This is a genomic window from Bifidobacterium castoris, assembly GCF_003952025.1.
Classification (GTDB): Bacteria; Actinomycetota; Actinomycetes; order Actinomycetales; family Bifidobacteriaceae; genus Bifidobacterium; species Bifidobacterium castoris.
Genome location: NZ_QXGI01000011.1, coordinates 50,018 through 63,659, shown reverse-complemented (window position 1 = coordinate 63,659; position 13,642 = coordinate 50,018). Strand labels below are relative to the sequence as shown.

Here is a 13,642-nt window from a genome sequence, read left to right as displayed (position 1 = left end):
GGCGTTCTTCAACCTCAAGGCGGTCGGGCAGCCCGGCCATCTCGAGTACTTCGCCGATACGTCGACGATGTTCAACAACCCGCAGAACGAGGAAGCGGAACGCTACGTCTCCGGCCGCTTCGGCTGAGCGAGGCGGTGGACGCATATATAAGAACCGTCTAATTATAGTACGCAAGGAAAAACGTTGGGGCGCGCACTGTGCACAAGTGCGCGCCCTTTGGCGTGACACACCCTTGGTTTGCCATGCAATGGTGCGGGCAGTAAGATTCTGCCTACTGCCCGTTGTGCAGCGATGTACAAACAAGAGCTGGGGATGTACGCGGCAAGAGTGATGGCATGCGCTGTGTGGGGGTTTGCTGGGAGTGAAATATTGTGTGTCTTGTAGCTAGGGGCGCGGGAGTCAGGAGAGGGGACAATGTCGACACTAACGGAATCTATTCCTCGTAGGAGTCGAAGGAAATGCTTTCGTGCGTATGTGTGCGCACTTGCGGTGATTGTGCTCACCGCCATATCGTTCATCGCACCATTACCCTCCTTGGCGCAACAGCAGCCAGAAGGCAAGGAGTCTACGCTGGATGCAAGTCCACAGCCGGACACCGGCGGGGCCTGTACAAGACGACATGTGGACCTGACCGATGACATCAACGACGGCACCATCGATGACGATGTCGCTACCTACGTGGGACGGGACATGTATGTAGCGAGCCGTCCAGAAGGCGATGGTCCGTACGATCTGAGCAATTGGTATGCGCAGAACGCGGATTCGCTATATGCTTCCTTCGCCGCCGAGGCAGAGGGGCTGACCGTGGTTCGCGGCAAACTCGCACTCAACCAACGTGGCTCGTCTTGGTCGGGAGCGGGCTTCCGCATGGGGGCCGCCGGTTTTGGCTCCGGACTGAGACCCCGCACCGGTGACGTCGCGCTCGCCGTTGGTGGACTGGATTCGAACATCACTAGCATGCAGTCGAAGGAAGCCACGGATGCGCAGGCATCCGTCAGCGCATGGGTGCATGGCGCATGGCTCGGCAACGGCATTGGCATTCAAGGTGAGCAGACCGACGATCTCGCCTTTGGGGCACAACTCGCAGGAGCTGGGACGTGGCGCGCGTTCAACTACAACATCCCTTCGGTGTCATTGAACGCTCCGAGCGAACCGCCATACAAGACCGTGGATTCGTGGTGGAACCAGAGCTTGCCGCTGGTCGTCGCTCAGCATACCACAATTGATGGGGACGAGACGCGCACCGTTGACTACGGTACATATACGGCGAAGCTGCAGCACGGGTCGCAGACGCTGGCGGAGCGGAAAGGGCATGGGCGGACCGTGGCGGAATCTTCGGATGCCGGTTGGTGGGTCTCCGATGCGCCCGACGATCCCGCATACGTGCGTACGAAATACGACAATGGTTCGATCAGCCACACCTTCACTTTCGACGAAGGGCATCGAGAGCGGCTCATCACGTTCCGTGGCGATGGCGAATCGTACTGGCAGGTATTTGAGATTCCTGCGGAACAGTTGCATTCCAATGGTTATGCGGGACTTGATTTCGCATTCAAAGGCATCCCACAGGACGCCGTTGTCGTCATCAATGTGACAGGGGAACAGCCGGTGGAGTTCCACAATGGCTGGAGGTTCTGGTTCAACGACGTCGAGATCGGCAATGGATACTACCAGAATGCACCCGACCACGTCCAACACGCCTATGGCCTTGCGGCGCAGTCAATTCTGTGGAACTTCGTACAGACGCCGTTGCTCACCATCCATGGCGGCAACTACGCCGTCGATGACGATGGCGACGACCCCGCCGCGGCGATGCTTGGCACGATCGTTGTGCCCAAAGGCAGCTTCGATTCGCATGTGTCCACGAATGGACGCGTGCTCGTCGGGCAGGACTTCATGATGAACAACCCCTATGCATTTCAATCGGGTAATATCGGTTCCACACTGACGCCGGAAAACGGAGACCGGACAACAGGCAGCGAATGGTTCATTGGTACAGCTGGAATGCGCGGCACATCATCGGTCATTGACATGAATCAGGAACGCCACAACTTTCCATGGGAACCCTATGATTGCGCAGTCATCTCGTGGGATAAGGCAACGCCGGGATCCGACGGCGCCATGCGTCCGCTTCCCGGTACGGCATGGTCGGTGTACGCGACGCTCGACGATGCGAAAAACCGTACCGGCGCGCTTGTCACGGTACGCGATGGGGGAGAGGGCGACCGTGCCAAGGACGATGGGCGCATCACGGTCGTCGATCTCAAACCAAACGCACGCTACTACCTGCGTGAGGACGACAGTGTGGATGATTACCGGCTCAATGAGAACATCTACGCGATCGACGCAACCGGCCGCGGTGATGCGACCAATTCCGCCATCGCCACTGTGTATGATGGGGAAGGCAATGCGCTCGACCTGACCGCACCGGATGCATTGCTCAAAGGCAACGCGATCATCAACATCCGCGAATCGTCAATCAGTTGGGGCAAAACTGCGCAAGGTGACGCTACTCACACGCCGCTTGCCGGTTCGACATGGCAGTTGACGGATCCTGATGGTGGGACACACCGCATCATTGACGGTATTGTGGCACCGGAAACGATCACGATTTTACGTGATGGCAAGCCGGTGTCCGGCATACTCGGCGTGGATGTGACAGGCAATCTGTACGGCGCGGATGGTGCCCTGCAGGGGAACGGCGCATTGACCTTCGATACGCGGATAGCGCCAGACAACGCGTCACAAGAAGTGGTATGGAACAGCAGCAATCCAATCGTCAGCGTACAACAGGGAAGGGTGAGAGTCGTCTCCGATCCAAGTGTCGCGACCGAAGTGACGATCAGCGCGACGAGCATTGCCGTGAATGACGGCGAACCAGTGAGCGCGTCGATACGCATCATTGTGTACCCTCAACCGATGGACTCGTCATTAACCGTGAAATACAATGGGAAAGTCGCGCCGGATACGCTCACGGTGGAGCTCGGCACACACACGCAACTCGTCGCAAAGACGACACCAGCGCATGCACAGGTGGAGTGGGCATCTTCGGACCCTACCGTGGCGAGCATCGACGATACAGGCAACCTGCATGCCGCAACGGAGGGCGTCACGACAATTACCGCACGATACCGCGAGCACACGGTATCCATCGTCGTACATGTCGTACATTCGCGTACTGTCACGATCTACCTCAATCTCGACAGTGGAATCTTCAGCTCCGCGCCGCGCATCCACTATGGCATCGACGGTGTATGGACCGACTGGAACAATGCGCCGACGATGCGTAGCGAATGCTTGGGCAATGCGGGAGAGGTATGGTCGTACACGATCACGACGTCAACGCGCGATGGCATCCAGTTCATGTTCAAGGACGACCAAGGGCACGAGCTCAAGGGCGCGACCGGGGGAAACTTCTCAATCACAGGTCAATCACAGGCCTACACCGTCTACGGAAGCACACGTAAGGCATACGTGGGCATCCCCGAACTTGCATGCCATCCGGCGGATGGCCTCCAATCGTTCTATATCCTAGGCGAAAACGACCAAGCGAGTGCGCAGGAACGATACGTGCTTCCAGTCGGGCAGACACAGACGATCCGGTTGCAATCGCCATCGGGTGATGTCATATGGGAATCAGACAATCCGGAAGTGGCGCGTATCGATCCCGCACCGGATGGGCGGTCCGCGACGATCACCGCGCTTGCGAAGGGTGTTACGACGGTCAGTATGACGTGCGGCGGCCTGACGCTCAGCGTGACCGTTGTGGCGGCTGGCGATGAACTGACGGCGATCTATCTCAATTGGCCTGGTGTGACTGGCGTCTACATGCGTTACGGATACGATGATGTTTGGAGCGACAATTCAACCGATCTGGCGATGCTGCCGGTTGACGGATGTGGTGATGGCTGGAGCATGGTTATGTTCCCGCGTTCGCTCGCGGGCCACAAGCTCGAATTCACCTTCCGGGCAGATGGTGGTGCATGGTATGGCGGCGGCAACCTGCTCATCAACAATGAGACCACCATTCCGCAGAATGCGTACAGCGTGGACGACCATCGGCTGAGCGATGGCGCTCCTGGATGCGCGGTGGCCCAGCCGCAGATGCTTGGGGATGAGCCGCAGGCGGCGAACGATGCGCGGATGTTGTCGAAACGGTTGGCGCGCATACCGTTGTTCACGGCTGTTGCGGCAATGCAAGTCATCGAAAACAGCGATATGCGCGACATCGATGCGCGTGCAGGTATGTTCACCGTGCGAGGGCTTGCCGCTGGAACATGGAAGCTGCGCGAGATTGATGCGCCGGTCGGATACCTCGTCAACGAACACGAGTTCAGTTTCGTTGTGCATGCTGACGGCAGTGTGACATGGGATGGCGGTACTGCGAGCACGCTTGACGTCGTACAGGGAATCGGTTGGATTTCCGATGCGCCGAGCAAGGTGCAATGGAGCAAGGTCGATGCGGATGCGGATGGCGCGCCGGTCATAGAAACATCCCCGTCTGCGTGGCGGCTCGAACAGTGGCAATGCGACGAGGATGGCACATGCGCATATCGGACACTTAATACGATTTCCGACTGCACAGAGGGGCGATGCACACCGCAGGACGGGCAGGCGTACTACGACGCCGATCCCGTCATCGGGCATTTCACCGTACTCGGATTGCCGGCAGGTGTCGGGGCGGCGAACGCATACGACAACGGCGATGGCACGGTGACGGCGGAGCGTGAGGAGCAACCACAGCGCTATCGTTTGCTTGAAACACAGGCTCCGACGGGATATGCAGCCGATTCGCAGTGCTTCTATTTTGCAATCGAGTACAACAAGAATCCGACGGCATTCGTGCGCGCGTCCTTGGACTCCTACGATCAAACGACAGGTGAGGTGGAAGGCGGTCAATCCATGAACGGCACGGCAATTGTCAATAGAAGGCTTACCGGTTCCGTGCAATGGCGCAAGACATCACCCGCACCGCAAAGCACGCTGCTCCCTGGTAGCCAGTGGTCGATTGAATACAAGTTGGCTGAGGGGGCGGAAGTCATGAGCACAATCGTCGCGGATTGCATCGAGGAGGATTCGTGCAGGGCACAGGATGGTGCGCCCCAGTGGGCGGTGGACCTCGATCCGCAGCCCGGTGTGCTACGACTCAGGACCCTGCCGTGGGGTATATATACGATGCGTGAGCATGCCGCGCCAGACGGGTATTATCTCGATCCGCAATGGAGTGCCACATTCACAATCGACGCAGACAATGCATGTACGCTTGACGAGGATGGCACGGTCAGTGTGTGCGACAGTGTCGGCGTGTTCAATGTCGAGAATGAACCAGGTGTCGTGCTCCCGGACACTGGCGGCGCAGGTGCGCCATGGCAGCCGTTCGCGGGATTCGTGATTGTGATGGGCGTCATGGTGGTCTGTGCCGCCTCGAAACGTCGCGGCATCTACTGTTGATGTAGGCATCTGCGCCTCTCGCAACATGTTCTACATATGGTCATGTTAACGTCGTGCCGTCCCCTTGTCGGGACGGCATGCGTCATGTGCTTGTCGGTGCGCGGCGCTCAGAACAATGCAGCAATCACGAGAAGAAAAAACAGGGTGTTCCATGGAGAAGTTCTTCCATCTCAAGGAGAGCGGCACGACGGTCAGCAGGGAATGCATGGCCGGTCTGACGACGTTCTTCGCAATGTCCTACATCATCATCGTCAATCCGCAGATCCTGCAGCAGACGGGCATGCCATGGGGCGGCGTCTTCCTCGCGACGATCATCGCGGCGATCATCGGCACGCTCATCATGGGTCTGTTCGCGAACGTCCCATACGCGCAGGCGCCGGGCATGGGCCTCAACGCCTTCTTCACCTACACCGTGTGCTCCGGCCTCCACTTCACCTGGCAGCAGGCGCTGTGCATGGTCTTCCTGTGCGGCCTGATCAACATCCTGATCACCGTCACCAAGGTGCGCAAGATGATCATCAAGGCGATCCCCGAGTCGCTGCAGCACGCGATCGGCGGCGGCATCGGTCTCTTCGTCGCCTACGTCGGCCTGCTCAACGTGGCCGCCGTCACCTTCACGCCGAACGATCCGAAGGCGGCCGCCCAGGGCGGCGCCGTATCCGCCGTGCCGGGCATGGCCACGCTCAACACGCCGACGCTGTGGCTGTTCCTCATCGGCCTGCTGCTCGTCATCGTCTTCACGATCCTCAAGGTCAAGGGCGGCATGCTGCTCGCGATCGTGCTGACCGCCGTCATCGGCATCCCGATGGGCCAGACGACGATGAACAACAGCATCTCGATCGGCGACGCCTTCGGTCAGCTGCCGCAGACCTTCGGCGCGCTGTTCTCCCATGAGGGCTTCGGCACATTGTTCGCCGACCCGGCGAAGCTGCCGCTCGTCCTCGTGACGATCTTCGCGTTCTCGATGTCGGACACCTTCGACACGCTCGGCACCTTCATCGGCACCGGCCGGCGCACCGGCATCTTCTCGAAGGCCGACGAGGAGTCGCTCGAGAACGGCCACGGCTTCTCGTCGAAGATGGACAAGGCGCTGTTCGCCGACTCGATCGCGACGTCGATCGGCTCGATCTTCGGCACCTCGAACACGACGACCTACGTCGAATCCTCGGCCGGCATCGCCGTGGGCGGCCGCACCGGCCTGACCTCGGTCATCGTCGCCTGCTGCTTCGCGCTGTCGATCTTCTTCGCGCCGGTCATCTCGGCCGTGCCGAGCGCCGCGACGGCGGGCGTCCTCGTCATCGTCGGCTGCATGATGGCGGCCTCCCTCAAGGAAGTGCGCTGGGACGACATCTCCGAGGCGATCCCGGCGTTCTTCGCGTCGGTGTTCATGGCCTTCGCGTATTCGATCTCCTACGGCATCGCCGCGGGCTTCATCACCTACTGCATCGTCAAGGTCTGCAAGAAGAAGGCGTCCGAGGTCCATCCGATCGTCTGGATCGTCTCCGCGCTGTTCATCCTCGACTTCGCATGCATGGCGATCCTGTAGCGCGATGATCGCGATGCCGTGATCCGGCCACCCGCATATGCGGATGCGCGCGGGCATGTACATATGCGCACTCGAATGCAGGCTCGCACATCGAATATGGCAAGGCCCGCGTCACCGGACAACGGTGACGCGGGCCTTGCCATATTCGGCGGTCCACGCGATCAATTGGACATGGCCGCGATGACGATTAATCGTCGCTACTTGTCGCTCTGGGACCCCTCGTTCGTCTCCTGGATCTGCTTGGCGAGCGCTCGCATCCACTCGTGCAGCGACTTGTACTGCTCGGGCATCTGCTCGGTCACATCGACGACCGGCACGTTGCCGGAATCGGCGGCGGCGACGAGCTGGTCGTTCATCTCGCTCGGCTCCTGCGAATTTGTGATGAGCATGCGCATGTCGCCCTGCTTGAGCAAATCGGTGAAGGACTTGATGTCCGAAGGCGTCGGCTCCGACTCGTTCGCGGCCGCCTGCTTGTAGCCCTTCGGCGTCACGTCGGTCAGGCCCATGTCCTCGGCGAGGTACTGCGCGACCGATTCGACGGCCGCGTAGTTCTTGCTGCCCTTGTCCTTCGCGAGTTCCTTGAGGTCCTTGTCGAGCTGCTCTTCCTCTTCCAGCCAGGTCTTGTGCAGCTGTTCGAACTGCGCCTTGTGCTCCGGCTGCAGCTTGATGTAGTCGGCGGTGATCGCGTCGGCGGTCTTGATGCGAGCGTTCGACGAGAACCAGATGTGTGGGTTGTCGCCGGTCTTGACGCCGCTGACGTCGGCCGCGTCGACGACGAGCGTCTTCGACGACTGCTGCGCCGCCTTGAGCGCCCAATCGTCGTAGCCGGCGCCGTTGACGATCGCGACCTGCGCGTTCTGGATCTTCGAGATGTCGTTCGTCGTCGGCTCGTAGTCGTGCGCGTCGGTGCTGGTGTTGTTGAGGATGCTCGTCACATCGACGTATTCGCCGCCGAGTTCCTTCGCGAGCGAGCCCCACTGGTTGCTCGACGCGATGACGGTGATGACGGCGTTCCCGTTGCCGCCTTCGCTTTCGGTGTTGCCGGCGTTCGCGGTGCCGCTGGTCGAGCAGGCGCTCACGGCGGCGACGGTCGCGACGCCGACGAGTGCCGCGATCACGGCGCGCATCAGTTTCTTCATACGGTTCCTCGTTTCTTCGTTCGTTGGTGTATGCGCTCGCGCGCAAGCGCACGAGCCGTCGGTCGTTGATGTGACCACTATAGCATTATTGAGAATCGTTCGCAATAAGCGGTCGTTCGGTGTGGCGCGCCGGACGCGGCGGATGGATGGTCGGGCGGATGGGGCCGTATCGGCGGGTGATGGGGTGTGATGGGGCGGAGGCGAGCTGCTTTGCGGGTCGGTTCGTCGTGCGTATCGACAGCGTGGGACGGCGACGACACGCCCGGGTCTGGTCGTGTCGCAGGGGATCGGTAGATTATCACTCTTGTAAACCACAGACCGTTGGTTGGAAGTCGTTCACGGCTTCACGAAGTTTGGTTCGCCAAGCCAGCGCAGGTTGAGAAACATAGTTCCTTGAGTATTCAAGGATGGATGCTGCTCTGCCTGTGCGCAGGGCTTTTTTGTTGCCCGGGTTTGGCGCCCCGCCTCACAGTCAACGGCCGACTTAGGAAGGAACGCCATGAAGAGGCCCGAAAAGGAAGTGGTGGTCGCCGAGCTTACGGAAGCATTCCGTAACGCTGACGCGGTCTACCTGACCGAGTACCGCGGGCTTACCGTTCCGCAGATCTCCGATCTGCGCGAAAAGCTAGGCCGCGATACTTCCTACACTGTGGCTAAGAACACGCTGTTCCGCATCGCCGCCAAGGAAGCGGGCATTGAGGGTCTCGACGAGATGCTCAAGGGTCCTTCCGCGGTTGTCTTCGTTCAGGGAGACTTCATCGAGGCTGCGAAGACGCTGCGTGACTTCGCCAAGACCAACAAGGCCCTCATCGTCAAGGGCGGTTACGCAGACGGAACCGTGTACGACGCCGAGGGTGCCAAGCAGCTCGCAGACCTCAAGTCTCGTCCGGAACTGCTTGCCGAAATGGCCGGCGCGCTCAAGGGCACGATGTCCAAGGCCGCCTGCCTGTTCAACGCGCTGCCGACGAAGGTCGTTCGTACGATCGACGCCCTGCGCGAAAAGCAGGAGAAGGCCGCCTGATCGCCCTGCGGTTCGCCGCATAGCAATCAGTTCGGAAAAACGGAAAACCAGATAAATTTCAGGTGCGCGGAACACGACAACAACGCTGCGTGCCACGATTGAAAGGAAGCCATAATGGCTAAGTTCACCCAGGATGAGCTCCTCGAAGCTTTCGGTGAAATGACCCTCGTCGAGCTCTCCGAGTTCGTCAAGGCCTTCGAAGAGAAGTTCGACGTCGAAGCCACCGCTCCGGTCGCCGTTGCCGCTGCCGCCGCTCCGGGCGCTGCTCCGGCCGAGGAAGAGAAGGATGAGTTCGACGTCATCCTCTCCGCCGTTGGCGACAAGAAGATCCAGGTCATCAAGGCTGTCCGCGCCATCACCAACCTCGGCCTGGCTGAGGCGAAGGCTCTCGTCGACGGCGCTCCGAAGCCGGTTCTCGAGCACACCAAGAAGGAAGACGCCGAGAAGGCCAAGGCTCAGCTCGAAGAAGCTGGCGCCACCGTCGAGCTCAAGTGATTCGCGCGGCCTTAGCCGCACATCACAAACGCTTTGTGGGAGTCCCCTGCAGTCCGCGGACTGCAGGGGACTCCTGCGTTCGGGGATCGGGCAAAGTCCAGGGACGGATCGGGGTGCGCGGAGATTGAGTGTGGCCCGCTCGTCCGTGGTGGGGATTGGGGATATGGCTGGGCCGATTTGCGGGTGGGTTCGGCGACAGTGTCGATGGATCGAGACGGAAACGCGGATGGCTGCGGGTGATTTCGTCGTCGGCGGGACAAAAGACGCATCGTGATACGGGATCTCGCCGGATGCGGGGCCGAATAGCGGCAACCGGGGTCCGCCGACCGCGAAGTGTGGATAACCGGGGCGTCCGTACACAGGGTCGCTGAAGCTGGCGCGGCGATGGAATGCGCATATAGCGTGGAGCCGGTCGGTAATCGCTGTATGACGAAGGAGTGGGCACATGCGAGATCACGCCGAAATGAGTCGTCAGTTGGATGAGGCCGAGCGGGAACGTCGCTGTCTTCATCCCATCGGCAATCCCGTACGCAAGGCGTTGCTGCGACGGGCAAGAACGGGTGAGATCGAGACGCCGATGCCCGGATTGTTCGTACGGGCTGAGCTTTGGAAATCGCTCGGGCCGGTCGAACAGCTCAAATACGTGGTGCGCGCGCTTGCGCAGTGGCATCCGGATTGGGTGTTCGCAGGTGTGGCCGCGGCGTGCATGCATGGGTTGTGGATCGAGTACGGCGTCGTGCGGCGGATACTGCATGGTCCCGCCATCACCGTCGTCTGCACGCCGAAAGGCACCCATTGCAACAGCGTGCATATCGAAAGGAAGCATCGTGCGCATGTGCGCAGCGTGGTCGTGGACGGAGTCCGTGTGACGCCGCTTGCGCAGACGGTCGCCGAGTGCACCGCTGCGATGTCGTTCGTCGACGGCACGACGATGGCGTGTTGCGCATTGCGTAAAGGCGTGCGTGCTGAGCTGATCATGATATGCGCGGTGGAGAACGGTCTGATGAACGACGGGCTGCGCAAAGTGCTGCAGTATGCGAATGCGAATGCCGAGAACGGGGGAGAGGCGAAGGCTTTCGCCGTGTTCATCGAATGCGGGTTCGTGCCGCCTGCACAGCAGGTGGAGTTCGTCGATCCTCAGACGGGGCGTCGATACCGCGTCGACTATCTATGGAGGACGGCCGACGACAGGCTCATCGTCGTGGAACTCGACGGACTGGTGAAATACACGGATCCGGCGATGGTGCAGGGACGCACGCTTGGCGGCATCATCGATGATGAACGTGAACGGACGGAGGGGCTTCAGCGTGCGGGCGTGCATGCGGTGATCCGCATCCGTATGGAGGATCTCGTCGACCGCCGGGAACTGGCAAGGAAGCTCGCCGAAGCGGGCGTACCGATGATGCGGCAGGCGGCCTGACCGGACGCAGTGGGTGGAGCGGCCTGGGCGGGACAGGTGGGTGGTTTCGTCGACCAGGCCGACGGATTGACCCGGAAACTGGCTGGTTTGCGGGTCGGTTCGTCGGCGTGGTCGACGGGTTGGTCCGATGCGGGTGGGTTCGTCGGTGGGGTCGATAAGTCGGTCCGCCGGAGGCCTGGAAACGGGGTCGGCACGATGCGCATCGATGCGCCGACGGGGACGCGGTTACAGCTCTGTGCGATAATGCTGGCGTGTTGGGGCGGAATCGAGCGATTTGTTGAACTACCGCGTAAAATGTTGTTCAGTATGCGTACTTCTCGGTGAAGCGCCGTCGCACGCGCGGCGCACCCGAGCGGACAACGGCGAAAGGAAGGTCCCACGGTGAGCGGAGATCAACGAACGACAACGAAATGGATGATACGTGTTGACGGTTCGGATCTGGCCAGCGTCGAAGCAGGACAAACCGTGGAGATCGGTCGCAAGCCGCTGCGTCCGGTGCCGAGCGGAGGCATGCGCCGCATCGAGATCCTCGACGACACGCGCTCGATGTCGAAACGGCATGCGGAATTCTCGGTGAAGACGGACGGCAACGCGATCCTGCGCGACCTCAATTCGACGAACGGCACCTTCCTCGTGCGTCCCGGCAACGAACTCGTGCGGCTGCCCGGCGGATCCGACTTCGCGATGAACGACGAGACGGTGCGCCTGCAGTTCGGCGACGTGCCCGTCGACTTCGTGCGCTTCATCGACGACGACACGACATCGAAGGACGACGACGTCGCCAACCTCTTCGACTATGCGCTCGACAACCAGCCGAGCGAACCGGAGGCGGCCGACATGTCGATCGACGACATCCTCAATCTGCGCGCCGGCGAGCCGACCAACATCTTCAACGCCGGGCAGGTGCGTTCGCGCGCGAAGGAGCTGCGTCAGGCGGAACAGCAGACCTTTGTGCCGTTCTCGTCGCCGCTCAACCCACTCGCGGTGAACGACGCGAACGACGATGACGCGCAGGACGCGGCGCCGCGCGACCTGTTCGCCGATGCGCACGACGTCGCCGCAGGCAAGATCGACGAACCGGCCGCGAAGAAGGAGGAGTTCGTGCCGCGCATGCATGACGGTCCGCGTCATGCCGACCGTCGCAACGCCGACAGCCTCGTCAGCGTGACCGAACTCGCGCAGCAGCATCGGCCGATTCCTTCCCTCGACATCATCCAGCCGCAGGAGCCGGCCGCCGGTGCGACGCGCGAGCCGGTTTCCCCGACCGTCTCGCCGACGCCATCGGTGCATGGCGAACCGTCGATCTCGACGACGATGCGTCCGCAACAGGAAACCACCGCGCAGCCGCAGGCCGCGCAGACGCCCACACGTCCGCAGCAGCCGAGCATCTGGCAGACGTCGATGCAGTCGGGCGTCGCGATGCAGCCGAAGCCTGCGCAACAGCCGATGCAGGATACGCAGACGACGGAGGAACCGTCGGGTGCGGAACCGCGATACGACGCGGCGGCGCAGGCCGCCCAGCCGATGCAGGAGCCGGGCGTCCAGCCGATCACTCGGCCCGAGCAGGCCGCCCAGCCGATCGCACAACCCGTGCAGTCCGTGCAGTCCGTGCAGCCAGTGCAGCCGGTCGAGCAGCCGTCGCAGCCTATTGTGCAGCCCGTGCAGCTCGTGCAGGCCGCCCAGTCGATCGCGCAGCCCGTGCAGCCGAATACGGATACGCAGCCGAACGCAATCGTCCAACCGAATATGACCGCCCAGCCGAACGCGGGGGCGCCATACGATGCGTCGATGCGGCGCCCGCAGCAGCTGCAGCAGCCGAACGTGCAGACGGCGGCCGCGCAGACGCCGCTCATCAACGTCGAGCTGCCGCGCGACATCTCAGCTGTGCAGCAGGCCCAGCCGCAGCAGCCGACGCAGCGGCATCCGGCGCCTTCCGACGCGTTCGCCGAACAGCGCAACGCGCTGCACTTCGACGTCATCGAGTCGACGCTGCAGGGGCCGGACGCCGCGGCGTCCCACGAAATGACCGTGACGGCCGTGACGGCCGCGACGCCTGCGGATTCCGCGGCCGCCGACGCGACGGTGCCGATCGAGGTCGCCGCGCCGACGCATCAGACGAATTTCGTGGCCGAGACGACCGTGACTGCCGGCGTATCGGCCGGCGCGTCCACATCGGAGGACACGGTCGTGCAGAACGGGGCCGACGACGACCACGACCGCTTCCGCCGTCACGACGATGACGCGCCGTCGCTCGACGAGACGCAGACCTTCACGCCGGCCTTCGAGCCGGGGTCGGTGTTCGAACGCGTCGCGAACGGCGACTTCGACAAACCGAAGGAGCTCATCGAGGCCGGCGGCTACACATCCGACGATGCACGCCGTTCCGACGACTTCACCGAACAGTTCGAGATGGCGCGTCATGCGGAGCTGCTGCCGTTCCTCGCGATGAATCCGACGCTGTACGATGACCTGTACGAATGGCTCGCCGCGCAGTCGAACGCGGACATCGACGAGGCGCTGAGCCGCAATCCGGGATATGAGGACTACCGCAAGGCAGTAGGAAAGTGAG

General features: G+C 61.6%; 7 protein-coding genes and 1 pseudogene. 7 read left to right on the top strand and 1 reads right to left on the bottom strand.

The genetic code is table 11. The annotated features are described in order from the left end of the window. The 3 genes and pseudogenes from D2E22_RS09775 to D2E22_RS09765 all read left to right on the top strand — a co-directional run. Positions 1 to 127, top strand: a pseudogene (locus D2E22_RS09775) (phosphate ABC transporter ATP-binding protein); the annotation flags it as partial. A 495-nt stretch (positions 128 to 622) separates the two neighbouring features. Next, positions 623 to 5,452 carry a SpaA isopeptide-forming pilin-related protein gene (locus D2E22_RS09770; protein ID WP_164518503.1) on the top strand — a complete coding sequence of 1,610 codons (4,830 nt, stop codon included), beginning with the start codon at positions 623 to 625 and terminating at the stop codon, positions 5,450 to 5,452. Positions 5,453 to 5,603: 151 nt separating this feature from the next. Beyond that, positions 5,604 to 6,998, top strand: coding sequence for an NCS2 family permease (locus D2E22_RS09765; RefSeq protein WP_126032883.1), 1,395 nt, complete (start codon positions 5,604 to 5,606; stop codon positions 6,996 to 6,998). 197 nt (positions 6,999 to 7,195) lie between these two features. On the opposite strand, the gene D2E22_RS09760 is transcribed toward D2E22_RS09765, so the two are convergent. Beyond that, positions 7,196 to 8,137: a metal ABC transporter solute-binding protein, Zn/Mn family gene (locus D2E22_RS09760; protein WP_126032882.1), complete on the bottom strand. Its 942-nt coding sequence runs from the start codon at positions 8,135 to 8,137 to the stop codon at positions 7,196 to 7,198. Positions 8,138 to 8,636: 499 nt separating this feature from the next. On the opposite strand from D2E22_RS09760, the gene rplJ reads away from it, so the two are divergent. The 4 genes from rplJ (at position 8,637) to D2E22_RS11025 (ending at position 13,641) form a co-directional block, all read left to right on the top strand. Continuing rightward, positions 8,637 to 9,158, top strand: a complete 522-nt coding sequence (gene rplJ, locus D2E22_RS09750) for a 50S ribosomal protein L10 (RefSeq protein ID WP_095612577.1) — start codon at positions 8,637 to 8,639, stop codon at positions 9,156 to 9,158. 114 nt (positions 9,159 to 9,272) lie between these two features. Next, on the top strand, positions 9,273 to 9,653 hold the full coding sequence (gene rplL / locus D2E22_RS09745; protein ID WP_126032881.1) for a 50S ribosomal protein L7/L12: 381 nt from the start codon (positions 9,273 to 9,275) through the stop codon (positions 9,651 to 9,653). Between the two features lie 577 nt (positions 9,654 to 10,230). After that, positions 10,231 to 11,073, top strand: coding sequence for a hypothetical protein (locus D2E22_RS09740; protein ID WP_126032880.1), 843 nt, complete (start codon positions 10,231 to 10,233; stop codon positions 11,071 to 11,073). A 414-nt stretch (positions 11,074 to 11,487) separates the two neighbouring features. Continuing rightward, the gene (locus D2E22_RS11025) at positions 11,488 to 13,641 is read left to right on the top strand and encodes a variant leucine-rich repeat-containing protein (RefSeq protein WP_126032879.1); all 2,154 of its coding nucleotides are present in this window, start codon (positions 11,488 to 11,490) and stop codon (positions 13,639 to 13,641) included. The last annotated feature ends 1 nt before the right edge of the window (position 13,642 follow it).

Excerpts from the sequence above, each read along its gene's own strand:
- D2E22_RS09765 (WP_126032883.1), top strand. The coding sequence starts at position 5,604 with ATGGAGAAGTTCTTCCATCTCAAGGAGAGCGGCACGACGGTCAGCAGG.
- D2E22_RS09760 (WP_126032882.1), bottom strand. The coding sequence starts at position 8,137 with ATGAAGAAACTGATGCGCGCCGTGATCGCGGCACTCGTCGGCGTCGCG.
- rplJ (WP_095612577.1), top strand. The coding sequence starts at position 8,637 with ATGAAGAGGCCCGAAAAGGAAGTGGTGGTCGCCGAGCTTACGGAAGCA.
- rplL (WP_126032881.1), top strand. The coding sequence starts at position 9,273 with ATGGCTAAGTTCACCCAGGATGAGCTCCTCGAAGCTTTCGGTGAAATG.
- D2E22_RS09740 (WP_126032880.1), top strand. The coding sequence starts at position 10,231 with ATGCCCGGATTGTTCGTACGGGCTGAGCTTTGGAAATCGCTCGGGCCG.
- D2E22_RS11025 (WP_126032879.1), top strand. The coding sequence starts at position 11,488 with ATGATACGTGTTGACGGTTCGGATCTGGCCAGCGTCGAAGCAGGACAA.